Origin of the sequence: Microbacterium sp. ACRRU (genome assembly GCF_022346945.1) — a bacterium.
Classification (GTDB): domain Bacteria; phylum Actinomycetota; class Actinomycetes; order Actinomycetales; family Microbacteriaceae; genus Microbacterium; species Microbacterium mcarthurae.
This window is the reverse complement of record NZ_JAKRNI010000009.1, coordinates 27,855-54,817: the sequence shown is the minus strand read 5'-3', so window position 1 is coordinate 54,817 and position 26,963 is coordinate 27,855. Positions and strand designations below refer to the sequence as shown.

Sequence of the window (26,963 nt, the reverse complement as noted above, 5' to 3'; positions counted from 1 at the left end):
GGTGAGCGGTGGCGTGCGGCCCATGAACCACGACGCCACCGCCCCCTTTGCCCCTACCGTCGCGGTATCTCCCGGCGCATCGACACCAGAGGTTCGTGACAGGCGTCAGGCGGGCAGAAGCCCGATGGCGACATCGGTGGGGCGCACCGGTGCAGGCAGCACCGTTTCGCCCATGAGGAACGTGTCGACCTCGGCGGCCGCGGCGCGACCCTCGGCGATGGCCCACACGATGAGCGACTGGCCGCGCCCGGCGTCACCGGCCACGAACACGCCCGGGGCGGTCGTGGCGTAGGTGGCGTCGCGTTCGACGTTGCCGCGGTTGGTGAACTGCGCGCCCAACTGCTGCTCCAGGTTCTCCCGCTCGGGGCCGGTGAAGCCCATGGCGATCAGAACCAGGTCGGCGGGGATCTCGCGCTCGGTGCCGCTCTTGGGTACGCGGCGACCGTCTATGTACTCGGTCTCGGCCACGCGCAGTGCGCGCACCTCCCCCGCCTCGTTGCCGAGGAACTCCACGGTGGACGCGAGATAGGTGCGTTCGCCCCCCTCCTCGTGCGCGGACGCGACCTCGAACAGGTTCGGCATCATCGGCCACGGCTGGTCCATCGGTCGCTCCGACGGGGGCTGCTTGCCGATCGCGAGGTTCGTCACGCTCAGCGCACCCTGACGGTGCGCCGTGCCGATGCAGTCCGCGCCGGTGTCGCCACCACCGATGACGACGACGTGCTTGCCTTCGGCGGTGATCTGCTGCGGGATCTGGTCGCCCGCGACGGCCTTGTTGCCCTCGACGAGGTACTCCATGGCGAAGTGGACACCGTCGAGGTCGCGGCCCGGGATCGCGAGGTCACGCGGCACGGTCGAACCCGTGGCCACCACGACGGCGTCGTAACGGGCGCGCAGGTCGCTCCACGAGATGTCGGTGCCGATCTCGACGCCCGCGCGGAAGCGAGTGCCCTCGGCCTGCATCTGCCGAAGCCGCAGTTCGAGGTGGCGCTTCTCCATCTTGAAGTCCGGGATGCCGTAGCGCAGCAGTCCGCCGATCCGGTCGTCGCGCTCGTACACCGCGACGGTGTGGCCGGCGCGCGTGAGCTGCTGCGCCGCGGCCAGGCCCGCGGGTCCCGAGCCGACGACGGCCACGGTCTTGCCGGTGAGACGCTCGGGCGGCTCGGGCTCGACCCACCCGTTCGAGAACGCCTCGTCGATGATCGAGACCTCGACCTGCTTGATCGTCACCGCGGGCTGGTTGATGCCCAGCACGCACGAGCTCTCGCAGGGCGCGGGGCACAGACGGCCCGTGAACTCCGGGAAGTTGTTCGTGGCGTGCAGCCGCTCGATCGCCGCGCGACCCTCCCCGCGCCACGTGAGGTCGTTCCACTCGGGAATGAGGTTGCCCAGCGGACAGCCCTTGTGACAGAACGGGATGCCGCAGTCCATGCAGCGTCCGGCCTGGCGGCGGATGACGGCCGAGTCGCCCGGCTCGTACACCTCTTTCCAGTCCATGATGCGAACGGGCACGGGGCGCCGCTTGGGGAGCTCACGCTCCGTGACCTTGAGAAAGCCTTTCGGGTCAGCCACCCGTCACCTCCAGAATGCGTGTCCAGACGACGTCGCCGTCGGGGTCGAGCCCCTCGGCGACCGCCTCCTGGCGGGTCTGCAGAACCGCGGCGTAATCGCGCGGCAGTACCCGGACGAAGTTCTCCACCTCGACCTCGAAGTCTGCGAGCAGACGACGGGCCAGCGTGGAGTCGGTCTCGGCGACGTGCTTCTCGAGCAGGTCGCGCAGCATCTCGGCATCCCCCGATCCGAGGGGACCGAGTTCGAGTTCGCCGGATGCCAGGGCTTCCCGGTTCACCAGGTCGGTGTCCAGCTTGTAGACGTACGCCTGTCCGCCGGACATTCCGGCGCCGAGGTTGCGGCCCGTCGCCCCGAGGATGACGGCGAGGCCACCGGTCATGTACTCCAGCGCGTGGTCGCCCACGCCCTCGACGACCGCGGTGGCGCCCGAGTTGCGGACGAGGAACCGCTCCCCCACGACGCCGTTCAGGAACATCTGTCCCTGGGTGGCGCCGTAGCCGATGACGTTTCCGGCGATCACGTTCTCGGATGCCTCGAAGGTCGATCCGCGCGGAGGACGCACGACGATCTTGCCGCCCGACAGGCCCTTGCCGACGTAGTCGTTCGAGTCGCCTTCGAGGCGCAGCGTGATGCCCGCGGGCATGAACGCACCCAACGACTGTCCGGCCGAACCCGTGAGGCGCACATCGATCGCCCCGTCCGGGAGCCCGTGCTCGCCGTGCGCCTTCGTGACGTGGTGACCGAGCATGGTCCCGACCGCACGGGCGGTGTTGCGCACGGGCAGATCGATGGCGACGGTCCCGCCGTGGGCGATGACGTCCTGCGCCCGTTCGATGAGCTGCACGTCGAAGTGGTCGTCGAGTTCGTGGTCCTGGTTGCGCCCGTGGCGGCGCGGCTCGTCGTCGGCGAAACGCGGCCCCTCGAGGATCGGGGCGAGGTTGAGGCCCCGCGCCTTCCAGTGCTCCACCGCGCCGTTGACGTCGAGCAGCTCGGAGCGCCCGACGATCTCGTCGATCGAACGGTATCCGAGGGCGGCCAGGTACTCCCGGACCTCCTGCGCGATGAACTCCATGAAGTTCACGACGTACTCGGCCTTGCCCGTGAACCGCTGACGCAGCACCGGGTTCTGGGTCGCGACTCCCACGGGGCACGTGTCGAGGTGGCAGACGCGCATCATGATGCAGCCCGAGACGACGAGCGGCGCGGTGGCGAAACCGAACTCCTCGGCGCCCAGGAGCGCGCCGATGATCACGTCGCGACCGGTCTTCATCTGGCCGTCCACCTGCACCACGACGCGGTCCCGCATGCCGTTCAGCATCAGGGTCTGCTGGGTCTCGGCGAGCCCGAGCTCCCACGGCGTGCCCGCGTGCTTGAGCGAGTTCATCGGGCTGGCGCCCGTTCCGCCGTCCTGCCCGGAGACGAGGATGACGTCGCTCAGGGCCTTCGCGACACCGGCCGCGACCGCACCGATGCCCGACTGGCTCACGAGCTTGGTGTGGATGCGGGCCGACGGGTTCGCGCGCTTGAGGTCGAAGATGAGCTGCTTGAGGTCTTCGATCGAGTAGATGTCGTGGTGCGGCGGGGGCGAGATGAGCCCGACGCCGGCGGTCGCGTGACGCGTGCGCGCCACCCACGGGTACACCTTCGCCGGCGGCAGCTGACCGCCCTCGCCGGGCTTGGCGCCCTGAGCGAGCTTGATCTGGATGTCGTCCGCCTCGGTGAGGTAGAGGCTCGTCACACCGAACCGACCGGATGCCACCTGCTTGATGGCGCTGCGGCGCTCGGGGTCGAGCAGTCGCTCGACGTCCTCGCCGCCTTCACCGGTGTTCGACTTGCCGCCGATACGGTTCATCGCGATCGCCAGGACCTCGTGCGCCTCCTGGGAGATCGAGCCGTAGCTCATCGCTCCCGTCTGGAAGCGCTTGACGATCGCCGAGACCGGCTCGACCTCGTCGATGGGCACGGGAGGCCGCTGGCCGGTGCGCAGCGAGAACAGGCCGCGCAGGGTCTTTAGCTCGTGCGCCTGGTCGTCGATGAGCTTGGTGTACTCGCGGAAGATGTCGTAGCGACGCTCGCGGGTGGCGTGCTGCAGGCGGAACACCGTGTCCGGGTTGAACAGGTGGGGTGCTCCGTCGCGGCGCCACTGATACTCGCCGCCGGTCCACAGCCGCTCGTGCGCGCGGGCCGCGGCATCCTCGGGGTAGGCGTACTCGTGGCGCGCGGCGTTCTCGGCCGCGATGACGTCCAGACCCACGCCGCCGAGCTTGGTCTCGGTGCCGGTGAAGTAGGCATCCACGAACTCGCGCGAGAGCCCGACCGCCTCGAACACCTGCGCACCGGCGTAGGAGGAGACCGTCGAGATGCCCATCTTGGACATGATCTTCAGCACGCCCTTGCCGAGCCCGTAGATGAGGTTCTTCACGGCCTTCTGCGGGGTGACGCCCGTGATGAAGCCCGCGCGGACGAGGTACTCGACCGTCTCCATCGCCAGGTACGGGTTGACCGCCGATGCGCCGTAGCCGATGAGGGTCGCGACGTGGTGCACCTCGCGCACGTCGCCCGCCTCGACCACGAGACCCACCTTCATCCGGGTCTCCTTGCGGATGAGGTGGTGGTGCACGGCGGCCAGCATGAGCAGCGACGGGATGGGTGCGAGGTCCTTATTGGAGTCGCGGTCGCTCAGCACGATGAACTCCGTGCCGTCCTCGATCGCCTGGTCGACCTCGGTGCACATCTGCGTGAGGCGCTTCTGCAGCCCCTTGTGCCCCGCCTCGACGCGGTACAGGCCGCGGATCGTCACCGACGAGCGCGCCGGCAGAGCGGTGTCGATGTGCTGGATCTTCGCGAGCTCGTCGTTGTCGATCACGGGGAAGTCGAGCGTCACGGTGCGCGTGTGCTCCGGGCCCCAGTCGAGCAGGTTCCGTTCGGGCCCGAGCCCCAGCGACAGCGACGTGACGACCTCTTCGCGGATCGAGTCCAGCGGCGGGTTCGTGACCTGGGCGAACTGCTGCGTGAAGTAGTCGAACAGCAGCCGCGGACGGTCGCTCAGCACGGCCACGGGCGCGTCGCTGCCCATCGCGCCGAGCGGCTCGGCACCGTTCTGACCCATGGGGGTCAGGAGCAGTCGCACCTCTTCTTCGGTGTAACCGAAAGTGCGCTGACGGCGCGTGATCGAGGCGATCGGGTGCACGATGTGCTCGCGCTCGGGGAGCTCCGACAGACGCACGCGGCCCGCATCGAGCCACTCCTGCCAGGGCTCGAGCGTCGCAAGCTGCTTCTTGATCTCTTCGTCCTCGACGATGCGACCCTGCGCCGTGTCGACCAGGAACATCCGGCCGGGCTGCAGACGCCCACGGCGCTTGATGCGCTCGGGCGCGAAGTCCAGCACGCCGGTCTCGGACCCGATGACGACAAGGCCGTCGGTGGTCTCGGTCCAGCGGCCGGGACGCAGACCGTTGCGGTCGAGGGTGGCGCCCACGAGCGTGCCGTCGGTGAAGATGAGAGCCGCCGGGCCGTCCCACGGCTCCATCTGCATGGAGTGGTAGTCGTAGAACGCGCGCAGGTCGGGGTCGATGGCGGCCTGCTTCTCGTAGGCCTCGGGGACCATCATCATGATGGCGTGCGGCAGGCTGCGACCGGTGAGGGTCAGCAGTTCCAGCACCTCGTCGAAGGATGCCGAGTCGCTCGCGCCCTCGGTGCAGATGGGCAGCAGCGGGCGCACGTCGCCGATCAGCTCGGACTCCAGCTGCGACTGGCGCGCACGCATCCAGTTGCGGTTGCCCTTGACGGTGTTGATCTCGCCGTTGTGCGCGAGCATGCGCAGCGGCTGGGCGAGGGGCCACGACGGGAACGTGTTCGTGGAGTACCGCGAGTGCACGACCGCGAGCTCCGAGGCGAAACGCTCGTCCTGCAGGTCGGGGTAGAACGGCTCGAGCTGGAGGGTCGTGACCATGCCCTTGTAGCCGAGGGTGCGGCTCGACAGCGACACGAAGTACGCGTCGAGCTCGTGACGGGCACGCTTGCGCAGCCGGTAGACCCGCCGGTCCAGCGCGATGCCCGACAGCGCGGGCTGGTCGCCGACAGCGGGGTGCGACACGAACAGCTGCTCGAAGGCGGGCCGGGCGTCGAAGGCGAGCTTGCCGAGGTTCTCGGGCTCGGTCGGCACCTCGCGCCACCCCAGCACGTGGAGGTTCTCGGCGCGGGCGATCTCCTCGATGCCGGCCTTCTGCGCGGCGCGCTCCTCGTGCCCGAGAGGCAGGAAGACCATGCCCGCGGCGTACTCGCCCATCGGCGGCAGCTCGAAGCCGACGACCTCGCGCAGGAACGCGTCGGGCATCTGCGTGAGGATGCCCGCACCGTCGCCGGTTCCGGCATCCGAACCGATCGCACCGCGGTGCTCGAGGTTGCGCAGCGCCGTCAGCGCCAGGTCGATGATGTCGTGCCCGGGCTCGCCGCGGAGCGTGGCCACCATGGCGAGACCGCACGCGTCCTTCTCGAACGCCGGGTCGTACATGCCCTGCCGGGCGGGGAAGGCGCCGCCGACGGCGCCGGAACGGGAGCTCGAAGCCATACCAACCGTCCTCACGTTGATGCTGCGAATGGGACGACGTCGGCCCAGGGAGTTACTTCGTGGCGAGGCTGCTTGTGGCGCTGGTGCCGACGGTGTCGTTCGTCGCGGGCGGCTCGCTCACGTCGACGAAGTCAGTGGGGTCGGTCGATTCTACAGCCCCCGGAGCCTTCGACTCGCGCCCGGGCATGTACGGCGACGGCTCAAGCCCCAGGTGGCGACGAGACTGCACGACGAAGATGACGAGTCCGAGCACGACTCCGAAGATCGCCGCCCACACGTTCGTGCGAAGCCCGAGGATGATGTCGCTCGGGTCGATACGGATGGATTCCCAGACGATCCGGCCCGCGCTGTACCAGACGAGGTAGAGCGCGAACTGCTTCCCCCACTGCAGCGTGAAGCGCTTGCCGGCCCACAGGATGACCGCGGCGCCGAGGAGGTTCCAGATCACTTCGTAGAGGAAAGTCGGCTGGAAAAGCGTGTCGGATGGCAGCCCGACGGGGATGGCCGGGTTCGGCCGGTCGATCTCGAGGCCCCACGGGAGGTCGGTCGGCTGGCCGAAGAGCTCCTGGTTGAACCAGTTGCCGAAGCGTCCCATCGCCTGGGCGATGATGAGGCCCGGGGCCAGCGCGTCCGCGAAGGTCCAGAAGCGGATGCCGGTCCAGCGGCAGCCGAGGTACGCACCGATCGCACCGCCGATCAGCGCGCCGTAGATGGCGATGCCGCCCTCCCAGATCGCCCAGACGGACCCGGGCTCCAGGGGGTTCCACGGATTCGATCCGGGCCCGAAGTAGAACCCGAGGTGGGTGACCACGTGGTAGATCCGCGCGAACACGATCGCGAGCGGCACCGCCAGCAAGCAGATGTCGATGACGACCCACTTCTCGGCCCCACGTCGCGTCAGACGCGCGTTCGTCAAGAACACGGCCACGATGATGCCCGCGATGATGCAGAGGGCGTAGAAGTGGATGCGCAGGGGTCCGAGGTCGATGTACGAGATCGAAGGGCTCGGGATGCTGGCGAGCGCGCCGGCGGCAGCGCTCGAGAGGGCGAACGTCATGCAGTCGAGTCTAGGCGCGCCGTGTCGTGCCCGCCGACAGCTCGGACGCGAGCTCGCGCAGCGCCGGCACACCACCGTCGCGCAGTGCCTTCACCAGCGCCGTTCCCACGATCGCGCCGTCGGCGTACTCGATGACGCCGGCGACCTGCTCCGCGTTGGAGATGCCGATACCGACGCACGAGTGAGCGGCCCCGTGCTCGCGCAAACGCGCGACGAGGCCGCGGGCAGCGGCATCCAGCTGTGTCCGCTCCCCCGTGATGCCCATCGTCGAGACGGTGTAGACGAACCCCGTCGACGCGCGGACGATCATGTCGAGACGCTCGTCGGTGGACGTGGGGGCGGCGAGGAACACGCGGTCGAGGCCCGTGCGCTCGCTCACGGCGATCCACGCCGACGCGGCGTCGGGGGTGATGTCGGGCGTGATGAGCCCCGCACCACCGGCCGCCGCGAGGTCGTCGGCGTACCGGTCGACGCCGTACTGCTCGACGAGGTTCCAGTACGTCATCACGAGCACCGGCACGTCGGTGCGCGCGGTCACCTCGCGGATGATCGTGAAGAGATCGCGCATTCGGAAACCGTTGGCCAGCGCCGTCTGGGTCGCCTCCTGGATGACCAGACCGTCCATCACGGGATCGCTGTACGGCGGTCCCAGTTCGATGACGTCGGCGCCGGACTCGGCCAGTGCCACCGCCGCCTCGATGCTCGTGGACACGTCGGGGAAACCGGCCGGCAGGTAGCCGACGAGGGCGCCGCGTCCGGCGGCGTGCGCCGCGTCGATCGCCGCGGAGACGCGCGAGGTCACAGTTCGACCCCCGCACCGCTCGCGGCGTCCGGGGCGGGCGTGACCTCGACGGGCGAGCCGGGAGCGGATGCCACGGCCTCGGCGCCCGCGGTCTGGGCCGGTCGTCCCTCGGGCGCCGGTGCGTGCTCCGCGTCGTAGAGGGAGAAGTACCGGGCCGCGGTGTCCATGTCCTTGTCGCCGCGACCGGAGAGGTTCACCGCGATGATGGCATCCGGGCCGAGCTCTCGGCCGATGCGCAGGGCGCCGGCCAGCGCGTGAGCGGACTCGATCGCGGGGATGATGCCCTCGGTGCGCGACAGCAGGCGCAGGGCCTGCATCGCCTCATCGTCGGTCGCGGGGATGTACTGCGCGCGCCCGATGTCCGCCAGCCACGCGTGCTCCGGACCGACGCCGGGGTAATCGAGACCCGCCGAGATCGAGTGCGACTCGGTCGTCTGGCCGTCCTCGTCCTGCAGCACGTACGTGCGGGCGCCGTGGAGGACCCCGGGACGCCCGCGCTCGATCGAAGCGGCGTGCTTCGGGGTGTCGACGCCGTCACCGGCGGCCTCGACGCCGTAGAGCGCGACGCCCTCGTCGTCGAGGAAGGCGTCGAACATGCCGATCGCGTTCGATCCGCCGCCCACGCACGCGAAGACCGCGTCGGGCAGGCGACCGAGCCGCTCGAGGAACTGCGCGCGGGTCTCTTCCCCGATGACCTTCTGGAAGTCCCTGACCATGGCGGGGAACGGGTGCGGTCCGGCGGCGGTGCCGAAGATGTAGTTCGTCGTCTCGACCGTCGACACCCAGTCTCGGTACGCCTCGTTGATGGCGTCCTTGAGCGTCCGCGAGCCCGTGGTCACCGGGACGACCTCGGCACCGAGCAGGCGCATGCGTGCCACGTTCAGGGCCTGACGCTCGGTGTCGACCTCGCCCATGTAGATCACGCAGTCGAGACCGAACAGAGCGGCCGCCGTCGCGGTGGCGACACCGTGCTGCCCGGCACCCGTCTCGGCGATGACGCGGGTCTTGCCGAGGCGTTTGGTGAGCAGAGCCTGTCCGAGGACGTTGTTGATCTTGTGCGAGCCGGTGTGGTTGAGGTCTTCCCGCTTGAGGAAGACACGGGCGCCGCCCGCGTGCTCGGCGAAGCGCGGCACCTCGGTGAGGACGGAGGGCCGGCCGGCGTAGTCGTGCAGGAGCGTCTTCAGCTCGTCGAGGAACGCCGGGTCGGCCATGGCCGACTCCCACACCTCGGTGAGCTCGTCGATCGCGGCGATCAGCGATTCGGGCATGTAGCGGCCGCCGAAGTCGCCGAAGAACGGTCCCTTCTGGTCGCGCAGGCTCACGGTGGTCATGCAGTCTCCTGGAGGAAGGCGCGCAGGGTCGCGACGGGATCGCCGGTCACGAGCGCTTCGCCGACGAGAACGACGTCGGCTCCGGCGCCGCGGTAATGCGCGACGTCGGCCGGGGCGAGGACGGCGGACTCGGCGATCTTGACGGCATCCGCGGGGAACCGGTCGGCGAGGCGGCCGAAGAGATCGCGATCGAGCTCGAACGTGGAGAGATCGCGCGCGTTGACGCCGATGAGTTTCGCGCCGAGGTCGGCGGCTCGCTCGAGCTCGTCGGCGGAATGGGTTTCGACGAGAGCGGCCATGCCGAGCTCCGTCGTCAGCTGGTACAGCTCGCGCAGCGTCTTCTGGTCGAGGGCCGCGACGATGAGAAGCACCAGGTCGGCCCCGGACGCGCGGGCCTCGAGCACCTGATACGGCGTCGCGATGAAGTCCTTGCGGAGAACCGGCACCGACACGGCGGCGCGCACCGCCTCGAGATCGGCCAGGCTGCCCTTGAACTTCCGCCCCTCGGTGAGCACCGAGATCGCGGACGCCCCGCCCTCCTCGTAGAGCCGCGCCTGCCGGGCCGGATCGGGGATGCTCGCCAGATCGCCGCGCGAAGGACTCGCACGCTTGACCTCGGCGATGATCTTCACCCGGTCGGCGGGGGCGAGCATCGCCACGGCGTCACGCGCGGGGGCCTGAGCGACGGCATCCCGCTCCACCGCGGAGAGCGGACGCGACGCGGCGCGCTGCTCGGCGTCTTCTACCGCTCCGGCCGTGAGGTCGGCCAGCACGGTCAGTGCGCCTTCGGGTTGGACTTCGCGCCGTTCGCGCCGTAGCCGGCCTTGGTCATGATCCAGCCCACGATCGCGCCCACCACGAGGAGGCCGACCGAGGCCCAGACCAGCACCGGCATCTCGAGGTAGAAGAACACCGTGCCGATGGCGACGGCGAGGAGCATGATGATCACGGCCGTCCAGGCAGCGGGCGAGTGTCCGTGGCCGGGATCGCCGATGGGGTTGCTCATGGATCTCCTTCGAGTCGCGCGCGGGCGCGGGGAACAGCGTCGATCCAGTCTATCGAACCGACCGGGCGCGACCCGCGCCGACGCTTCGACGTCGACGGAAGCGTCGATCAGGCGGTGGGGTCGTCGCCGCGCGACAGGTCGTCCCACGAGTCGATCGCGTCGTGCGGCCGCGATCCATCGGCGGGGGCCTCCGCAGCGGTGCGGTACTTGCGCCCCGCGCTCCCCTGCCACCGGCGGGCGGTGACCAGCGTGAAGGCCGCAGCCGCCGCGAGGAGGATCTGCGCGAGAAGCGTCACGGCCGGCCACGGGGTCAGCGCCATCGATGCGACGAGATCGGCGGCGGCATCCCCGCCGGAGATGCCGGTGGCCTCGGCGACGGTCGCGGCAGTCGCGGACACCGGCATCGTGAAGAGCAGCTGTGCGGTCGCGACGCCGACGATGCCGGCGATCGCCAGGGCGAGGGCGGCGAGGATGTAGCGCATGACGGGACCGACGATCGAGAGTGCGGCCGCGAGCGCGAGCACGGCCAGGCTCAATGGGGTGAGTACCGGGATGGCGTCGGACCCGGCCACCGCGAGGGGCTGCTGCGCGCCGTCGGACAGGGTGACGTCGATCCACGTCTGGGTGGAGGAGATCACGCTCACGGCGCCGACTCCCAGCATGCCGACGACGGCGAGCGAGCGCGCTCGACGCATCAGCTCTGCCCCACCACGGGCTCGAGATCGGTGGCGTCGAAGCACGTGTGGTCGCCCGTGTGGCACGCGGCGCCCACCTGGTCCACCTCGATGAGCAGGGTGTCGCCGTCGCAATCCAGGCGTGCGCCCTTCACGATCTGGATGTGACCCGAGGTATCGCCCTTGCGCCAATACTCCTGACGCGAGCGCGACCAGAACGTCACCCGGCCGGTGGTCAGCGTGCGGCGCAGGGCCTCGGCATCCATCCACCCCACCATGAGCACCTCGCGCGAGTCGAACTGCTGGACGACCGCCGTCACGAGTCCTTGGGCGTCGTACGTGACGCGCTCGACGGCCTCGACGTTCATCGGCGCACCTCGATGCCCTCGGCGGCCATCGCGTCCTTGACCTGGCCGACCGTGAGCTGACCGGAGTGGAACACGGATGCCGCGAGCACGGCGTCGGCCCCGGCGGCGACGGCCGGGGCGAAGTGCTCCAGCGCTCCCGCGCCGCCCGAGGCGATGACCGGGACCGCCGCGACCTGGCGCATGAGACGCACGAGCTCGAGGTCGAAGCCCTGCTTGGTGCCGTCGGCGTCGATCGAGTTCACCAGCAGCTCGCCGGCCCCGCGCTCGACGGCCTCGCGCGCCCACTCGAGGGCGTCGAGCGTCGTCTCGGTGCGGCCGCCGTGGGTCGTCACGACGAAGCCGGAGGGGGTGGATGCCGCGCGCTTGATGTCGAGCGAGAGCACGATGACCTGCGCGCCGAAGCGGTCGGCGATCTCATCGATCAGCGCCGGGCGGGCGATCGCTGCCGAGTTGACGCCGATCTTGTCGGCGCCGACGGAGAGTAAACGGGCGACGTCCTCCGTGGAACGGACTCCCCCGCCGACCGTCAGCGGGATGAACACCTGCTCGGCGGTGCGCCGGACGACGTCGTAGGTGGTGGCGCGCTCGTCGACGGTCGCGGTGACGTCGAGGAACGTGATCTCGTCCGCGCCCTGCTCGAAGTAGAGCTTCGCCAGCTCCACGGGGTCGCCCATGTCGCGCAGGTCGAGGAAGTTCACGCCCTTCACGACGCGGCCGGCGGCGACGTCGAGGCACGGGATGATGCGGCGCGCGAGCGTCATCAGAGCCTCGCGGCGAGGATCTCGGTCACGAGGATGGCGCGGGCCCCGATGGCGTACAGCTCGTCCATGACACGGTTGACGTCGCGGCGGGGACTCATGACGCGCACGGCGACCCACTCGGGGTCGCGGAGCGGCGAGATCGTCGGCGACTCCAGCCCGGGGGCGACGGCGATCGCCTGGTCGATGAGCGCCGTCGGCAGGTCGTAGTCGATGAGGACGTACTTGCGTGCGGCCAGAACGCCCCGCAGGCGCCGCAGAAGCGTCTCGGTGCCCTCGGCATCCTTCGGGCCGGCGATGAGCACCGCGTCGGACTCGAGGAGCACGGGGCCGAAGATCTCGAGCCCTGCCTGACGCAGCGTCGTGCCGGTCGAGACGACGTCGGCGACGGCATCCGCGACGCCCAGTTGCACCGCGGACTCGACGGCGCCGTCCAGCGGCACGATGTCGACGGCAATCCCGCGCTCGTCGAGGAACGCGTCGACCAGCCCCGGATAGGCCGTCGCCACGCGCAGACCCTCGAGGTCTTCGACGTCGGTGAAACGGCCGGGGCGTCCGGCGAAGCGGAAGGTCGACCCGGCGAAGCCGAGCGACTCGATCTCGCGGGCACCCGGCATGCGGGCATCGAGCAGCAGGTCGCGGCCCGTGATGCCGACATCGAGGGCGCCCGAGCCGACGTAGGTCGCGATGTCACGAGGACGGAGATAGAAGAACTCGACCTCGTTGACGGGGTCGACGGTGTACAGGTCTTTCGAGTCGCGTCGTCCGGTGTATCCGGCCTCCGAGAGCATCTCGGCGGCGGTTTCGGCGAGCGACCCCTTGTTCGGCACGGCGATTCGCAACATGACGGGGGCTTTCGTGGTTCGTGAGCGTCGGATGGGAGACAGCGGCTCAGAGATGTCGGTAGACGTCCTCGAGCGTCAGGCCCTTCGCGAGCATGAGCGTCTGCAGGTGGTAGAGCAGCTGCGAGATCTCTTCGGCGGCGGCCTCGTCGGACTCATACTCGGCAGCCATCCACACCTCGGCGGCTTCCTCGACGATCTTCTTGCCGATGGCGTGCACGCCCGCATCGAGCTGGGCGACGGTGCCGGAGCCGGCGGGGCGTTCGACGGCCTTGGCGCTCAGCTCGGCGAACAGGTCGTCGAAGGTCTTCACGCTTCTAGGGTATCGGCTGGGCGGGGGTCGAGATGCCGGGGCCCTGCGCGGGGCGCGGCGGCGCGTGCGTCGCGCGGGGGCGCGGCGGCGCGTGAACGCTGCGCGGGGTGTGGCGAGGCATAAACGCGATCGGCGCGCATAAACGCGAGGGCAGCGTGTTTCTACGCGTGGATCGCGTTTATGCGTGCGACGGGGCGGCGTAGGACCGGGTCAGTGCGCGTGCCGGGCGGCGAGGGAGCGGAGCGACTGGATCGCGCGGTCGGGATCATCGGCGCCGAACACCGCCGACCCCGCGACGAACGTGTCGGCTCCCGCCTCGGCGGCCTGAGCGATGGTGGATTCGCCGATCCCGCCGTCGACCTGCAGCCACACGCTGGAGCCCCGGCGCCGGGCCTCGTCGGCGAGCGCGCGGAGCTTGGGCATCGTCTCGGGCATGAAGGACTGGCCCCCGAACCCCGGCTCGACCGTCATGACGAGGATCTGGTCGAACTCGTTCAGCACCTCGAACAGGTTCTCCACGGGGGTGGCGGGCTTCACGGCGACACCGGCGCGCGCGCCGATCGACCGGAGTGTGCGGGCCAACGACACGGGGGATGCCGCGGCTTCGAGGTGGAAGGTGACGGATGCCGCACCCAGCTCGGCGTACTCGGGGGCCCACCGATCGGGGTCGTCGATCATGAGGTGGACGTCCAGTGGTACGGGGCTCGTCTCCTGGATGCGGCCCACCATTTGCGGACCGAACGTCAGATTCGGTACGAAATGGTTGTCCATGACATCGACGTGCACGAAGTCCGCGCCGGCGATGCGGGCGAGCTCCGTCTGCATGTTCACGAAGTCGGCGGCGAGGATGCTCGGATTGATGCGGGGCACGGCTCCATTATCCGCGTCGGGTCCGAGCCGCCCTGCGCGAGTCGCCACGATTTGTCGCCGCCGAGCCCGGCGAGGCGACAAATCGTGGCGACTCGCGCTTCAGGGGAGGCGACGCAGGAGGGCGATCGACATGGCGTCCGTCCCGTGGCGGTGCGGCCACAGCTGCGCGCGCAAGGAGCCGTCGGACTGAGGCGGGAGGTCGATGTCGGCTCCGGCGATGTCGCGCACGACGGCGCGCGCGTCGAGCTCCTCGATGGTGCTGCCGAATTCGCGGCGCACCTCGGCGAGGACGCCCGCCGTCTCCGCGAGGTGCGGGGAGCACGTCACGTACGCCAGCACGCCGCCGGGCGCGAGCGCGCCGAGCCCCGCCCGCACGAGTTCGAGCTGCAGCGCGGTGAGGTCGGGAACATCGGCCGGGGTCTTGCGCCACCGCGCCTCGGGTCGACGGCGCAGGGCCCCGATCCCCGTGCAGGGCGCGTCGACCAGGATGCGGTCGTACGTCCCCGGCGCGCGGGCAGCGCGGTCGCGTCCGTCCTCCTCCGTGACCTCGACCTCGAGCGGAACGGATGCCACGGCCCGACGGACCAGCCCCGCACGAGCGGGCGCGATCTCGTTGGCGTCGAGGTGGGCGCCCGCGGCGAGGGCCTCGGCCGCCAGGAGCGCCGTCTTGCCGCCGGGGCCGGCGCACAGATCGAGCCACCTCTCCCCCGCGACGACGGGACGCACGCGGCTGAGCGCCAGAGCCGCGAGCTGCGACCCTTCGTCCTGGACACGGATGCGTCCCTCGGTGCTGCGGATGAGGGCGTCGGGGTCGCCGCCGCGCGTGAAGAACGCTGTCGGGGCGTAGCGCGCGTGCTTGGCGTCGTCGGGGATGTCGGCGAGTCCGGGAAGAGCGACCATCGCCACGCGGGGTGCGTCGTTGTCGGCCACGAGGAGCGTGTCGAGCTCGTCGGCGCGTCCTTCGGCGGCCAGCGCGCGGCGAAGTGCCCGCACGATCCAGACGGGGTGCGCGCTGCGCAGACCCAGTCGCTCGTCGTCGCTGCGCGCCGCGTCGGTGATCCGCTCCATCCAATGCCCGGGGGTCTCACGGGACACGCGGCGCAGAACGGCGTTGGTGAACCCCGCGGCTCCGCGCCCGCCACCGTGGCGGCGGGCGAGCTCGACCGACTCGTTGACGGCGGCGTGCGAGGCCACCCGCGTCGACAGCAGCTGATGCACCCCGAGGCGCAGCGCGTCGAGCACCGGCGGATCGATGCGGTCGACGGTGCGATCGGCGGCCGCCGCGATGATGGCGTCGTAGGTGCCACGGCGCCGCAGGGTGCCGTACGTCAGTTCGGTGGCGAGACCGGCGTCCTTGGCATCCAGCTTCGCCCGGTCGATCGCGTGCGGCAGCAGAAGATTGGCGTACGCCTCATCTGTCGTGACCGCGCGCAGGACGTCGTAGGCGACCGCGCGCGCCCCTTGCACGCTCACGATCCCAGCACCGGTTCGCTCGTGCGCAGGCCACGGAACCAGTCGCCCGCGGCCATGGCGCCCTTGCCGGCGGGCTGCACGGTCTCCAGGCGCAGCGGCGCGGTGGCGGTTCCGACCAGGATCTCTCGGCCGGATGCCACGACCCGGCCCGGTGAGATCGGATCCGCCGCGCTCGCCGAGGCGCGTAGCACTTTCAGACGTGCGCCGTCGAGAGTGGTGTGCGCACCGGGTTCGGGCGTGACCCCGGCGATGCGCGCCCGCAGGGTCGCGGCATCCTGAGTGAAGTCGAGTGCACCGTCGGCCAAGGTCAGCTTCGGGGCGAGGGTGGCGTCGCCGCCCTGCGGCGTCGCGACCGCCGAGCCGTCGGCGATCGTGTCCACGACGCGGGCGAGCAGCGGTGCGCCGAGATCGGCGAGGGCGTCGAGGACCTCCCCCGCGGTGGCGTTCTCGGGAACCGTGAAGCGTTCCTCGGCGTAGACGTCGCCGGCATCCAGTTCAGCGACGAGCTGGAACACGCTCGCTCCGGTCTCGCGATCGCCGGCGATCAGCGCGCGCTGCACCGGTGCCGCACCACGCCACCGTGGAAGGAGCGAGAAGTGCAGGTTGATCCAGCCGTGCGCGGGCGCCGACAGCAGCGGCTCGCGCACGAGCCCCCCGTACGCCACGATGACGCCCAGTTCGGGCTCGAGCGCGGTGATGCGGGCGGTGGCGTCGGCATCCAGACGGTCGGCCTTGATGATCGGGATGCCGAGCTCCTCGGCGGCCTGCGCGGTCGGCGACGGCGTCAGCACCCGCTTGCGACCGAGCGGCGCGTCGGACCGGGTGACCACCGCGGCGATCTCGTGCGGACCGCTCGCCAGGGCGCGCAGAGAGGGGACGGCGACGGCGGGGGTGCCGGCGAAGACGAGGCGCATGGTTCTCCTCACGCTTCGGATGCGGGTGGGTGGGACCGGAAGACGGCGCTCAGAGGTCGGGCTCGGGGAGATCGAGCCGCACTCTGAGTGTATTGCGAGGCCTCGGACCCTTGTCCTTCGTCGACTTCCGCGCGCGGAGGGCGTCGGCGATGACACCCGCGCGCAGGGCCTCGGCCACGGCGCGTCCGTGCGCGTAGTCGAATCGCACCAGGGCGCGCGACGTCGGGGTGTCGGGGGGTGCGGAGGTGTCGACGGGACCGAGAACGGCGAGTGCATCGAGATCCGGTACGGCCTCGCGCAGTTCGGTGAGCAGTGCATCGACGCTTCGGGCGTGTCCCTCGACGCTCGCGACCCGGACGGCCGGCGGCATGCGCAGCGGTGCCCGGTCGACGAGCTCGGCGCGGGCGTAGGCGGGCTGCGTCCACGTCGCGAGCGCGCGCGCGACGGGGCCCGCGACGCCCACGAGATGGACCGGCGCCCCGGGCGCGGCCAGGGCGGCCGCGTTCGACCACCAGCGCAGGCAGCTCTCGCCGATGCGGAGGGCCTCGTTCTGCAGCATGCGATCGCCATCGAGCAGGATCACCGCGCGGTACCCGCCGCGCGCGAGGGGCTCGGCGCCGCGCGTGGCGATCACCAGGGCCGGAGCGGCATCCACTTCGGCCACCGGATGCGTGCCGTCGGCGACGATCACGCGCGTGTTCGGGAAGGCACGACCCAGTTCGTCGGCGGTGCGTTCGCTGCCGGATGAGGCCATGCGCAGCTTGACCGACCCGCAGTGTCCGCAGGTCCACGCGTGAGCGCTGCGTCCGCACCAGGCGCACACCGGCGTCGCTCCGGGGCGGGCGGCGCGCAACGGGCCGGCGCAGTGCGCGCAGCGGGCCGGCCGACGGCAGTCCGCGCACACCAGAGACGGCGCATACCCGGGACGGGCGACCTGCACGAGGACAGGACCGTGGGCCAGTGCCTCGCGCGCCGCCGCGAACGCCGACGAAGGCACGCGCGCGGTGCGTGGTTCGCCCTCCCTCGTCGCGCTGAGCACCACCCGGGGGCTCGTGCGTCGCTTCGGCGCGGACTCGCGCACGTAACCCACGTCGACCAGGCGTTGCACGTCGGTGGTGCGGGTGTGCCCGGCGAACACCAGCGCCGATCCCTCGAGCTCTTGCCGCACCAGCGCCGCGTCGCGCGCATGGACGCCGGGAGCCAGAGGCTCGGCCAGCAGCGAGTCCCCGTCGTCCCAGATGGCGACGAGGCCGGTGTCGTGCGCCGGTGCGTACACGGCGGAGCGCCGGCCCACCACGATCACCGGCACCGGCGCGAGGGTGCGCAGGTACTGTGCGTAGCGCGCGGGACCCGACTGGTCGGCGTCATCGCGCACGACCGCATCGTCGGGGACCAGCTCGGACAGCGCCGCCATGAGCTGCGCTTGATCGCGGTAATCCGGCACCACGAGCACCGCACTCCTGCCCCGTGCGAGCGTGTGCACGGCGGCGGCGGCGAGAAGATCCGCCCATGCTCCGCGGGGCTGATCGCCCGAGGGATGCGGTGGGGCGTCCACCGCGACACGTCCGCCGTCATCGAGCGTGTCGACGAGTCCCGCATAGGGAGCGAGCACGGCGTCGGCCCGGACGCGCGCGGCCTCGACGACGACCGGAGCCTCGGGTGGTGCGGCGGCCAGCCAAGCCTTCTCGGCACGCACCATGCGCTTGGGCACCGCGAGCCGCAGCACGTCGCTCACCGAGCCGGCGGCACGGTCGGCGACGCGCCGGGCGAGCGTGAACAGCCGTTCGGGCAGCACCGGCATCGACGAGACGACCGCCTCGATGGACGACAGCGGTCGCTCGGTGCCGTCGTCGGCCACGACCTCGATGACGTAGGCCTCCATCATGCGGCCCGCGGAACGCAGCGGCACCTTGACGCGCACTCCGGGCACGACCTCGGACACGAGGGGATGCGGGATGGCGTAGTCGAACAGCCGGTCGAGCTGCGGCACCGGGGAGTCCAGCTGCACGCGCGCCACGCGCCGGGCGCTCATGCGCCGTCTCCGCTCCTGCGCCGAGGCGCGTCCGCCCCCGCGGGTGCGGCGGTCGGGCGCGCGGCATCCGGGCCCCACCGCACCGGGAGCGCAGCGGATGCCGGGAGCGCGGCGACGCGGTGCACGCCCGGCGTGGGCGTCCGCACGTCAGAGTCCGGCGGCCGCGCGCAGGTCGTCGACGCGGTCGGTGCGTTCCCAGGTGAAGTCGGGCAGTTCGCGGCCGAAGTGACCGTACGCCGCGGTCTGGGCGTAGATCGGGCGAAGCAGGTCGAGCTGATCGATGATCGCCTTGGGGCGCAGGTCGAACACGTCGCGAATGGCGCGGACGATGGTGTCGTCGGGCACGTGGGCGGTGCCGAACGATTCGACGTAGAGACCGACGGGGTTCGCCTTGCCGATGGCGTAGGCCACCTGCACCTCGAGGCGGTCGGCGAGCCCGGCCGCGACCGCGTTCTTGGCGACCCAGCGCATGGCGTAGGCCGCCGAACGGTCGACCTTCGACGGGTCTTTGCCGCTGAAGGCGCCGCCGCCGTGCCGCGAGGCCCCGCCGTAGGTGTCGATGATGATCTTGCGGCCGGTCAGGCCCGCGTCGCCCTTCGGTCCGCCGATGACGAAGGGACCGGCGGGGTTGATGTAGTACTGCACGTCGGGGAGGGCGAGCCCTGTGTCGCGCAGGACCGGGTCGATGACCTCCGCCTGCACCAGCGCGCGCAGCTCGTCCTGCGAGATGTCGGGGTGGTGCTGCGTGGACAGCACGACCGAATCCACGGTGCGGGGCGTGTGGCCGTCGTAGCCGAGGGTGACCTGCGTCTTGCCGTCCGGCCGCAGGAACGGAAGCGTGCCGTCACGGCGCACAGCCGTGAGGCGCTCGGCGATGCGGTGCGCGGTCCACGCCGCCATCGGCATGAGCTGCGGGGTCTCATTGGTGGCGAAGCCGAACATGATGCCCTGGTCGCCCGCACCCTGCAGGTCGCGAGGGTCGACCGAACCGCGCTCGCGCTGCTCGAACGCCTTGTTGACGCCCGCGGCGATGTCGGAGGACTGCGCGCCGATCGACACGCTCACACCGCACGAGTCGCCATCGAAGCCCTTTTCGCTCGAGGTGTAGCCGATGCGGTTGACCACCTCGCGGACGATGGCGGGGATCTCGACGTAGGCGCTCGTGGACACCTCGCCGGCGACGTGGACGAGGCCGGTCGTCACGAGCGTTTCGACGGCGACGCGTCCGGTGGGGTCGTCGGCGAGGATCGCGTCGAGGATGCTGTCGGAGATCTGGTCGCAGATCTTGTCGGGGTGTCCTTCGGTGACGGACTCGGACGTGAACAGGCGCAGGTCGGTCAAGACGACTCCCGGTCGGTTTCGGGCTGGGGACGGGCACAAGTATGCCCCGGACGGCGGACAGCCGCCCGGGGCATCGTCACTTCTGGGACGGATCACTCGGCGGCGCGAAGGCGCAGCTTGTCCTCGTGGATCTCGTGAAGAGCGATCGTCAGCGGCTTGTCCTCGACCGTGGAGTCGACGAGCGGGCCGACGTTGTCGAAGAGGTTTCCCTCGTGCAGGTCGGAGTAGTAGTCGTTGATCTGACGTGCGCGCTTGGACGCGTAGATGACGAGCTGGTACTTCGAGTCGACCTTGTCGAGGAGAGCGTCGATGGGCGGGTCGATGATGCCCTTGTCACGTCCGGCCATGGGGAACCTCCTGGTTCGGCGGGATTGTCTGAGGGCGCGCCCGAAAGCGCGCATTGACCTATTCTACAGGCCGGCGGGGCGGCTCAGCTGTTGCCGCTTCGCGCTGACCACGCCCGTGTCGAAACCGGCGAGGTGCAGCCCGCCGTGGAAGCGCGCGTGCTCGATCTTCACGCACCGGTCCATCACCACCGACAGCCCGGCTTCTTCGGCGACGGCCGCCGCGCCCTCGTGCCAGGAACCGAGCTGGAGCCACAGCGTCGACGCGCCGACGGCGACGGCCTCCTCCGCGACGGAGGGCAGGTCGTCGTGGCGGCGGAAGACGTCCACGATGTCGGGCACCACCGGGAGATCCGCCAACGAGGCGTAGGCCGGGCGGCCGAGGATCGTCTCGGCACGCGGATTGACGAAGTACACCTCGTACGGCGAACTGCTCAGCAGATAGGTCCCGACGAAGTAGCTTGCTCGCGCGGGGTTGTCCGATGCCCCGACGAGCGCGATCGAACGCGCCGAGCGCAGCAGCGCGAAGCGCGCCTGCGCCCCGGGCCCCTGCCACGTCCGCTCGGAAGGCGTCTCGGCTGCCGGAGCGGCGGGGAGGGCGCACGCGGCGCCGGTCACGTCGGTCATCGGGTCACTCCTGTCGCGGCGACGAGCGCCTGGTCCAGATCCCACAGGATGTCCTCCGCATCCTCCAGCCCGACCGAGATCCGGATGAGGTCCGGGGCGACACCGGCCTGTGCGAGCTGCGCATCCGTCAACTGGCGGTGGGTCGTCGATGCCGGGTGGATGACCAGTGTCCGTGCGTCCCCGATGTTCGCGAGGTGGGATGCCAGCTGCAGGGCGTCGATGACGGCCTCCCCCGCTCGCCGGGCGGCATCCGCTGCGGTGTCGGCGGCGGGAGGACGCACGCCGAAGGCGAAGACGGATCCGGGGCCGAGCGGCAGATAGGTCTGCGCGCGATCGTGGTGCGGGTGGCCGGGCAGCCCGGCCCACGTCACATACGAGATCCGCGGATCCGAGTCCAACCATTCGGCGACGATGCGCGCGTTGGCCAGGTGCGCATCGATGCGCTGCGGCAGCGTCTCGATCCCCTGGAGCAGGAGGAAAGCCGACTGCGGGCTCAGCGCAGGTCCGATGTCGCGCAACTGCTCGCTGCGCAGTCGCGTGAGGAACCCGTACTCGCCGAAGTTGTCCCACCAGCGGATGCCGCCGTAGGAGTCCACGGGCTCGGTCATCTGCGGGAACTTGCCGTTGCCCCAGTCGAAGGTGCCCTTCTCGACCACCACACCGCCGAGGGTGGTGCCGTGCCCGCCGAGGAACTTCGTGACGGAGTGGATGACGATGTCCGCCCCGTGCTCGAGGGGACGCGCGAGGTACGGGGTGGCGAGCGTGGAATCGACCATGAGCGGGATGCCGGCCGCGTGCGCGACCTCGGCGAGACCGGCGATGTCGGCGATCTCCCCCGAGGGGTTGCCGATGGTCTCGACGTAGAGCACCTTCGTCTCGGGGCGGATGGCGGCGGCATAGTCGGCCGGGTCGCTGGAGGCCACGAACGTCGTCTCGACGCCGAAGCGACGCAGCGTCACATCCAGCTGCGTGACCGTTCCGCCGTACAGGTGAGCGGAGGCGACCACATGGTCACCCGCTCCGACGAGGGCGGCGAAGGCGATGAACTCCGCGCTCATCCCCGAAGCCGTGGCGACGGCACCGATCCCGCCCTCGAGCGAGGCCAGACGCTCCTCGAGCGCGGCGACCGTCGGGTTGCCGATGCGCGAGTAGATGTTGCCGTACTTCTGCAGGGCGAAGAGGTTCCCGGCATCCGCGGCTCCGTCGAAGACGAAGGACGACGTCTGGTAGATCGGCACGGCGCGCGCTCCGGTCGCGGCGTCCGGCGTACCGCCCGCGTGCAGTGCGCGCGTTCGGAAGCCGAAACGGTGATCCTGGGTCATGGGTGTCCTTCGGGGTCAGACGCGGGTGAGCGCGTCGGCGATGCGCGAGACGGCATCCGGGTTCTGCAGCGACGTGGTGTCGCCGAGGGGGGCGGGTGTGCGGCCGGCCCGACGGTCGTGCTCGGCCGACCAGAGCTGAACGAGCAGCCGCCGGAGGATCTTGCCCGAACGAGTCTTGGGCAGATCGGGCACGAACACGAAGTGCCGGGGTTTGGCGATGGGACCGATCGCGTGCGCCACCTGGCGGCGCAAGGGCTCCGGGTGCATGTCGCGCTCGCCGGAGGCCACGACGAACGCGACCACCGCCTGACCGGTGGTCGCATCGGGCACGCCCGCGACGGCCGCCTCTCCGACGTCGTCGTGGGCGACGAGCGCCGATTCGATCTCGATCGTGGAGAGCCGGTGGCCGGAGACGTTCACGACGTCGTCGAGGCGTCCCAGGATCCAGATGTATCCGTCGGCGTCGCGCGTGGCTCCGTCGCCGGCGACGTAGTACCCGCCGAAGGGACCGTGCCCTGCATACGTCGACCAGTAGGCGTCGCGGTAACGCCGCGGGTCGTTCCACACCGTGCGGGCCATGCCGGGCCACGGGCGCCGCACGACGAGAGTTCCGGATCGCCCGGGTTCCACCTCTCGCCCCGTCTCGTCGACCACGGCGGCGTCGATGCCGGGGAGCGGAACCGTCGCCGATCCGGGCTTGAGGGTCGTGACCCCCGGGAGCGGTGCGATCATGGCGGCCCCGGTCTCGGACTGCCACCACGTATCGACCACGGGGACCTCGTCGCGCCCGAAGGTGCGCCGGAACCACACCCACGCGGCGGGGTTGATCGCCTCGCCGACGGTGCCCAGGAGACGGATGCTCGAGAGGTCGTAGCCGTCGGGGAGATCGTCTCCGAACCACGTCATGAAGGTGCGGATGAGCGTCGGGGCGGTGTAGTACACCGTGACGCCGTACCGTTCGATGATCTCGAGGTGTCGTTCACGACGGGGGGCATCCGGTGTCCCCTCGTAGATCACCTGCGTGAGCCCGTTGGAGAGGGGCCCGTAGATCTCGTAGGTGTGCGCGGTGACCCAGGCCAGATCCGCGGTGCACCAGTGCACGTCTTCGGGCTTGGCGTCGAAGTGCGCCCAGTGCGCCCAGCTCGCTTGCGTCAGGTAGCCGCCGGACGTGTGGACGAGGCCCTTGGGCTTTCCGGTCGTGCCCGAGGTGTAGATGATGAACAGCGGGTGCTCGGCGGGGAACGCCCGCGCGTGGTGCACATCGGGTGCGCTGTCGACGACGTCGTGCCACCAGACGTCGCGTCCGTGTGTCCAGGGCACGTCGTGACCCGTTCGACGAACGACGAGGACGTGCTCGAGGTGCGGCAGATCCCGGGCGGCCGCATCCGCGGTCGACTTGACCTCGACCGCACTCCCCCGGCGGAACTGTCCATCGCTGGTGACGAGCAGCTTCGCCCCCGTGTCCTCGAGACGGAAGCGCACGGCCTCGGCCGAGAACCCGCCGAAGACGAGCGAATGCACGGCGCCGATTCGCGCGCACGCGAGCGTGACGACGAGCGTCTCGAGGAGGACGGGCAGGTAGACCACGACGCGGTCCCCCGGACCGATTCCCAGGCCCTCGAGCGCGTGGGCGGCACGGGCGACCCGGCGTTGCAGCTCCGCGTACGTGACGCTCTCACGGTCGCCGGGCTCCCCCTCGAAGTGCACGGCCGTCTTCTCGCCGCGGCCCGCGGCGACGTGGCGGTCGACGCAGTTCACCGCGACGTTGAGCTCGCCGCCGTCGAACCATCGCGCCTGCGGAACGCCGAGCTCACCATTGTCCGCGACCACCGGCGGCTGCCACTCCAGGGCGGTGTCCCAGGGACGCGCCCACTCGAGTCGTCGGGCGGCGTCGGACCAGAACTCCACCGGATCGGCCTCGGCGCGGGCGTAGGCCTCGGCGGTCACGTTCGCCTGCGCCGCGAACGACGCGGGAGCCGGGTAGGAACGGCTCTCGGTCAGACGTGCCTCGGTCGTCTCGCTCATGTCCATCTCCCGAGCAGGCGACGCTGCACGAGCCCCAGGAGGGCGTTCGACAGCGTTCCGAGCAGGGCGAGGAGCACGATCGTCAGCAGGATGCGATCCACCCGCCCCGTCTGCTGCGACAGGGTCAGCAGATACCCCAGACCCATGGATGCCGCGATGAGCTCCGCGGCGACCAGGAACAGCCACGACTGGGCCATCGCCAGCCGCAGACCCGACATGAGGGAGGGGATCACGGCCGGGAGCTGCACCGTGCGGAACAGGTGCCATCCGCGCAGGCTGAACGTGCGCCCCATCTCCACCAGGCGCGGATCGACGTGACGGAGGGCGAGGCTCACGGTCGTGAAGACGGGGAAGAACGCCCCGATCGCTATCAGCGCGACTTTCGAGTCCTCCCCGATGCCCATCCACAACAACAGCAGAGGCACGAGAGCGAGCGAGGGAATCGCCCGCACCGCCGCCAGCGTGGGGCTCAGCAGGATGTCGCCGATGCGGGTCAGACCCACCGCCGCGGCCGCCGCGACGCCGGCGGTCGAGCCGATGAGGAAGCCCAGGACCACGCGCTGCACCGAGATGGCGATGCTCGACCACAGCTCGCCCGTGCGCGCCAGCTCGACGGCGGCCGTGACCACCGAGGCCGGGGGCGGCAGGCGGTACGCCGGAACCAGACCCGTCGCCGTGACCGTCTGCCACGCCAGCAACAGCACCGCGGGCAGCAGGAGCCCGCCTGCGACACGCCACAGCGTGCGGGACCGGGAACCGCGCGTGCCGCGCGGCGTCGTCGCAGCCGCGGTGTCGGAGCGCAGCGAGGAAGGCGCCGTCATCAGTCGTCGAGGGCGTCGCGGGCGAAGCGGTCGTCGACGATCTCGTCGAGCGCCTTCTGCACGGCGTCGTCACCGCCCTGCACCGAGCCGGACTCCACCAGGACGGGGGCGATCTTGCGGAGCACGGCGAGCTGCGCCTCCCCCGGGATGCCGCTGACGTCCAGGTTGGAGCGCTCGGTGATCACGGTCGTCGCCACCGCCGGGTCGATGCCGGCGACCGACGCCAGCAGCTGAGCCGTCTCGTCGGGGTGGGCGAGGGCCCAGGTGCGGGCTTCCTCGTAGGCGTCGACGACCACCTGCGCGACGTCGGCGTGATCCGTGACGAACTCTTCCGTGGCGTTGAGGAAGCCGTACGAGTTGAAGTCGACGTTCCGGTAGAGCAGTTTCGCGTCGGACTCGGACTCGGCGGCGGCCATGATCGGGTCCAGTCCGGCCCATGCCGCGACGGCGCCCGACTCGAGCGCGGCGCGGCCGTCCGCGTGCTGCAGGTTCTGCACCTGAACGTCCGCGACGCTGAGGCCCGCGGTCTCGAGCGCCTGCAGCAGGAAGAAGTAGGGGTCGGTGCCCGGCGTCGCCGCGATCGACGCGCCCTTGAGATCGGCGACCGATGTGATCGTGCTGTCGGCGGGGACGACCAGGGCCGACCACTCCGGCTGAGAGAAAATGTCGATGACGTGGATGGGCGAGCCGTTCGCGCGCGCCAGCAGGGCGGCCGAGCCGGCGGTGGAGGCCACGTCCACCGAACCCGAGCGCAGGAACTCGTTGGCCTTGTTCGAGCCGGCGGACTGCACCCACTCGACCGTGACGTCGTCGCCCAGGGCCTTCTCGATGAGACCCTGGTCCTTCACGACGAGGCTCAGCGGGTTGTACGTGGCGAAGTCGATGCTCAGCGTGTCGGTCGACCACGACCCGCTTTCGCCGGCGGCGGCGTCGTCGTTCGCGGAGGCGTTCTCACCGGCGATGCAGCCCGTCGTGCCGAGCATCAGGGCCCCGACGAGGACGATCGAAGGAAGGGCGCGGCGCAGCGGAAGGGTCATCGGTTCTCCTGGGACGGGTGCGGTCGGTGATGGGTATCGACGCCGAGCCCGTCGAGCAGGGCGGCGCGAAGATCGGTGAACGTGCGGTCGGCCCGATCGCGCGGACGGATGCCGGGAACCGCGGTGACCCGGGCGATCGATGTCGTCGTCGGGTCGGTATCGAGCGCGCGCAGCAGCAGCACGCGATCGGCGAGGTACAGCGCCTCCTCGACGTCGTGCGTGACGAGCACGATCGTGGTGGGTCGGGCCGTGTGGATGTCGAGCAGCAGGTCCTGCATGCGCAGCCGCGTGAGCGCGTCCAGCGCGCCGAAGGGCTCGTCGAGCAGGAGCACTTCGGGGTCGCGCGCGAGAGCACGAGCGAGAGAGGCGCGCTGCGCCATGCCCCCCGACACCTCGCTCGGGCGACGCCGGGATGCCGCCGTCAGCCCGACGAGGTCGAGCAGTTCCGCGACCCGCGCGCGGGCTGCCGAGCCTCGTACGCCGCGCGGGAGGCCGACCGCGACGTTTTCGGCGATCGTCCGCCACGGCAGGAGCCGCGGTTCTTGGAAGGCGCTCGCGGTGCGGTCGTCGGTGTCGGCGACCGCGGTGCCGTCGAGGGCGATCGTCCCCTCGCTCGCGGCATCCAGTCCCCCGAGCAGGCGCAGGAGGGTCGACTTGCCGCATCCGGACGCACCGACGATCGCGACGATCTCCCCCGGGGCGATGTCGAGGTCGACGCCGCGAAGCACCGCGTGCGGCCCCTGGGCCGTCGGGAACGTGCGCGCCACCCCGGAAAGAGTGACCCGGCCGACGCCCGCGCGCGACGCGGGCGCGGCGGCGCGAGCGGTGTCGGCGTCCGTGATGACGGGTGATCCGGGCATGGCC

The 26,963-nt window shown here is 70.7% G+C and carries 24 protein-coding genes; all 24 read right to left on the bottom strand.

What is annotated here, in order from left to right; genetic code table 11:
• Nucleotides 1-105: 105 nt before the first annotated feature.
• A complete protein-coding gene (locus MHY30_RS06840; RefSeq protein WP_239276126.1) occupies nucleotides 106-1,572 on the bottom strand; it encodes a glutamate synthase subunit beta in 1,467 nt (488 codons plus the stop codon).
• Complete coding sequence (gene gltB / locus MHY30_RS06835) at nucleotides 1,565-6,142, bottom strand: glutamate synthase large subunit (protein WP_239276125.1); 4,578 nt, start codon at nucleotides 6,140-6,142, stop codon at nucleotides 1,565-1,567. The genes MHY30_RS06840 and gltB overlap by 8 nt, the downstream gene beginning before the upstream one ends.
• Before the next feature lie 52 nt (nucleotides 6,143-6,194).
• The gene (gene lgt, locus MHY30_RS06830; protein WP_239276124.1) at nucleotides 6,195-7,199 is read right to left on the bottom strand and encodes a prolipoprotein diacylglyceryl transferase; all 1,005 of its coding nucleotides are present in this window, start codon (nucleotides 7,197-7,199) and stop codon (nucleotides 6,195-6,197) included.
• Nucleotides 7,200-7,209: 10 nt separating this feature from the next.
• Entirely contained in the window at nucleotides 7,210-8,001 is a 792-nt protein-coding gene (gene trpA, locus MHY30_RS06825; RefSeq protein ID WP_239276123.1) for a tryptophan synthase subunit alpha, read from the bottom strand.
• Entirely contained in the window at nucleotides 7,998-9,323 is a 1,326-nt protein-coding gene (gene trpB / locus MHY30_RS06820; RefSeq protein WP_239276162.1) for a tryptophan synthase subunit beta, read from the bottom strand. The genes trpA and trpB overlap by 4 nt, the downstream gene beginning before the upstream one ends.
• Nucleotides 9,324-9,328: 5 nt before the next feature.
• Nucleotides 9,329-10,105 carry an indole-3-glycerol phosphate synthase TrpC gene (gene trpC / locus MHY30_RS06815; protein WP_239276122.1) on the bottom strand — a complete coding sequence of 259 codons (777 nt, stop codon included), beginning with the start codon at nucleotides 10,103-10,105 and terminating at the stop codon, nucleotides 9,329-9,331.
• A gap of 2 nt (nucleotides 10,106-10,107) precedes the next feature.
• Nucleotides 10,108-10,338, bottom strand: coding sequence for a DUF6704 family protein (locus MHY30_RS06810; protein WP_239276121.1), 231 nt, complete (start codon nucleotides 10,336-10,338; stop codon nucleotides 10,108-10,110).
• A gap of 107 nt (nucleotides 10,339-10,445) precedes the next feature.
• The gene (locus MHY30_RS06805) at nucleotides 10,446-11,033 is read right to left on the bottom strand and encodes a Trp biosynthesis-associated membrane protein (protein WP_239276120.1); all 588 of its coding nucleotides are present in this window, start codon (nucleotides 11,031-11,033) and stop codon (nucleotides 10,446-10,448) included.
• Nucleotides 11,033-11,380: a phosphoribosyl-AMP cyclohydrolase gene (hisI, locus tag MHY30_RS06800; RefSeq protein WP_239276119.1), complete on the bottom strand. Its 348-nt coding sequence runs from the start codon at nucleotides 11,378-11,380 to the stop codon at nucleotides 11,033-11,035. The genes MHY30_RS06805 and hisI overlap by 1 nt, the downstream gene beginning before the upstream one ends.
• Nucleotides 11,377-12,141: an imidazole glycerol phosphate synthase subunit HisF gene (gene hisF / locus MHY30_RS06795; RefSeq protein WP_239276118.1), complete on the bottom strand. Its 765-nt coding sequence runs from the start codon at nucleotides 12,139-12,141 to the stop codon at nucleotides 11,377-11,379. The genes hisI and hisF overlap by 4 nt, the downstream gene beginning before the upstream one ends.
• A complete protein-coding gene (gene hisG, locus MHY30_RS06790) occupies nucleotides 12,141-12,983 on the bottom strand; it encodes an ATP phosphoribosyltransferase (RefSeq protein WP_239276117.1) in 843 nt (280 codons plus the stop codon). Before hisG ends, hisF begins: the two co-directional genes overlap by 1 nt.
• A gap of 46 nt (nucleotides 12,984-13,029) precedes the next feature.
• On the bottom strand, nucleotides 13,030-13,293 hold the full coding sequence (locus MHY30_RS06785; protein WP_239276116.1) for a phosphoribosyl-ATP diphosphatase: 264 nt from the start codon (nucleotides 13,291-13,293) through the stop codon (nucleotides 13,030-13,032).
• 210 nt (nucleotides 13,294-13,503) lie between these two features.
• Entirely contained in the window at nucleotides 13,504-14,163 is a 660-nt protein-coding gene (rpe, locus tag MHY30_RS06780; protein ID WP_308192650.1) for a ribulose-phosphate 3-epimerase, read from the bottom strand.
• 99 nt (nucleotides 14,164-14,262) lie between these two features.
• A complete protein-coding gene (locus tag MHY30_RS06775; protein WP_239276115.1) occupies nucleotides 14,263-15,630 on the bottom strand; it encodes an RsmB/NOP family class I SAM-dependent RNA methyltransferase in 1,368 nt (455 codons plus the stop codon).
• A gap of 2 nt (nucleotides 15,631-15,632) precedes the next feature.
• Nucleotides 15,633-16,550, bottom strand: a complete 918-nt coding sequence (fmt, locus tag MHY30_RS06770; protein WP_239276114.1) for a methionyl-tRNA formyltransferase — start codon at nucleotides 16,548-16,550, stop codon at nucleotides 15,633-15,635.
• A gap of 49 nt (nucleotides 16,551-16,599) precedes the next feature.
• Nucleotides 16,600-18,582: a primosomal protein N' gene (locus tag MHY30_RS06765; RefSeq protein ID WP_239276113.1), complete on the bottom strand. Its 1,983-nt coding sequence runs from the start codon at nucleotides 18,580-18,582 to the stop codon at nucleotides 16,600-16,602.
• A gap of 147 nt (nucleotides 18,583-18,729) precedes the next feature.
• Nucleotides 18,730-19,923 carry a methionine adenosyltransferase gene (gene metK / locus MHY30_RS06760; protein WP_239276112.1) on the bottom strand — a complete coding sequence of 398 codons (1,194 nt, stop codon included), beginning with the start codon at nucleotides 19,921-19,923 and terminating at the stop codon, nucleotides 18,730-18,732.
• Between the two features lie 92 nt (nucleotides 19,924-20,015).
• Nucleotides 20,016-20,270 carry a DNA-directed RNA polymerase subunit omega gene (gene rpoZ, locus MHY30_RS06755; protein ID WP_055837405.1) on the bottom strand — a complete coding sequence of 85 codons (255 nt, stop codon included), beginning with the start codon at nucleotides 20,268-20,270 and terminating at the stop codon, nucleotides 20,016-20,018.
• A 63-nt stretch (nucleotides 20,271-20,333) separates the two neighbouring features.
• A complete protein-coding gene (locus MHY30_RS06750) occupies nucleotides 20,334-20,894 on the bottom strand; it encodes a CoA-binding protein (RefSeq protein WP_239276111.1) in 561 nt (186 codons plus the stop codon).
• On the bottom strand, nucleotides 20,891-22,216 hold the full coding sequence (locus MHY30_RS06745; protein ID WP_239276110.1) for an O-acetylhomoserine aminocarboxypropyltransferase/cysteine synthase family protein: 1,326 nt from the start codon (nucleotides 22,214-22,216) through the stop codon (nucleotides 20,891-20,893). Before MHY30_RS06745 ends, MHY30_RS06750 begins: the two co-directional genes overlap by 4 nt.
• Nucleotides 22,217-22,231: 15 nt before the next feature.
• On the bottom strand, nucleotides 22,232-24,241 hold the full coding sequence (gene acs, locus MHY30_RS06740) for an acetate--CoA ligase (protein WP_239276109.1): 2,010 nt from the start codon (nucleotides 24,239-24,241) through the stop codon (nucleotides 22,232-22,234).
• On the bottom strand, nucleotides 24,238-25,062 hold the full coding sequence (locus tag MHY30_RS06735; RefSeq protein WP_239276108.1) for an ABC transporter permease: 825 nt from the start codon (nucleotides 25,060-25,062) through the stop codon (nucleotides 24,238-24,240). Before MHY30_RS06735 ends, acs begins: the two co-directional genes overlap by 4 nt.
• On the bottom strand, nucleotides 25,062-26,099 hold the full coding sequence (locus tag MHY30_RS06730; RefSeq protein WP_239276107.1) for an aliphatic sulfonate ABC transporter substrate-binding protein: 1,038 nt from the start codon (nucleotides 26,097-26,099) through the stop codon (nucleotides 25,062-25,064). Before MHY30_RS06730 ends, MHY30_RS06735 begins: the two co-directional genes overlap by 1 nt.
• Nucleotides 26,096-26,959, bottom strand: a complete 864-nt coding sequence (locus MHY30_RS06725) for an ABC transporter ATP-binding protein (RefSeq protein ID WP_239276106.1) — start codon at nucleotides 26,957-26,959, stop codon at nucleotides 26,096-26,098. The genes MHY30_RS06730 and MHY30_RS06725 overlap by 4 nt, the downstream gene beginning before the upstream one ends.
• Between the last annotated feature and the right edge of the window lie 4 nt (nucleotides 26,960-26,963).

What these genes read in the sequence shown, in the direction of transcription:
- rpoZ (WP_055837405.1), bottom strand. Translation starts at nt 20,270, where the DNA reads ATGGCCGGACGTGACAAGGGCATCATCGACCCGCCCATCGACGCTCTC.
- MHY30_RS06765 (WP_239276113.1), bottom strand. Translation starts at nt 18,582, where the DNA reads ATGAGCGCCCGGCGCGTGGCGCGCGTGCAGCTGGACTCCCCGGTGCCG.
- gltB (WP_239276125.1), bottom strand. Translation starts at nt 6,142, where the DNA reads ATGGCTTCGAGCTCCCGTTCCGGCGCCGTCGGCGGCGCCTTCCCCGCC.
- MHY30_RS06725 (WP_239276106.1), bottom strand. Translation starts at nt 26,959, where the DNA reads ATGCCCGGATCACCCGTCATCACGGACGCCGACACCGCTCGCGCCGCC.
- MHY30_RS06730 (WP_239276107.1), bottom strand. Translation starts at nt 26,099, where the DNA reads ATGACCCTTCCGCTGCGCCGCGCCCTTCCTTCGATCGTCCTCGTCGGG.
- MHY30_RS06750 (WP_239276111.1), bottom strand. Translation starts at nt 20,894, where the DNA reads ATGACCGACGTGACCGGCGCCGCGTGCGCCCTCCCCGCCGCTCCGGCA.
- MHY30_RS06735 (WP_239276108.1), bottom strand. Translation starts at nt 25,062, where the DNA reads ATGACGGCGCCTTCCTCGCTGCGCTCCGACACCGCGGCTGCGACGACG.
- hisG (WP_239276117.1), bottom strand. Translation starts at nt 12,983, where the DNA reads ATGTTGCGAATCGCCGTGCCGAACAAGGGGTCGCTCGCCGAAACCGCC.
- hisF (WP_239276118.1), bottom strand. Translation starts at nt 12,141, where the DNA reads ATGACGCTCGCGCGCCGCATCATCCCGTGCCTCGACGTCGCCGCCGGC.
- MHY30_RS06810 (WP_239276121.1), bottom strand. Translation starts at nt 10,338, where the DNA reads ATGAGCAACCCCATCGGCGATCCCGGCCACGGACACTCGCCCGCTGCC.
- MHY30_RS06805 (WP_239276120.1), bottom strand. Translation starts at nt 11,033, where the DNA reads ATGCGTCGAGCGCGCTCGCTCGCCGTCGTCGGCATGCTGGGAGTCGGC.
- acs (WP_239276109.1), bottom strand. Translation starts at nt 24,241, where the DNA reads ATGAGCGAGACGACCGAGGCACGTCTGACCGAGAGCCGTTCCTACCCG.
- lgt (WP_239276124.1), bottom strand. Translation starts at nt 7,199, where the DNA reads ATGACGTTCGCCCTCTCGAGCGCTGCCGCCGGCGCGCTCGCCAGCATC.
- hisI (WP_239276119.1), bottom strand. Translation starts at nt 11,380, where the DNA reads ATGAACGTCGAGGCCGTCGAGCGCGTCACGTACGACGCCCAAGGACTC.
- fmt (WP_239276114.1), bottom strand. Translation starts at nt 16,550, where the DNA reads ATGCGCCTCGTCTTCGCCGGCACCCCCGCCGTCGCCGTCCCCTCTCTG.
- MHY30_RS06745 (WP_239276110.1), bottom strand. Translation starts at nt 22,216, where the DNA reads ATGACCCAGGATCACCGTTTCGGCTTCCGAACGCGCGCACTGCACGCG.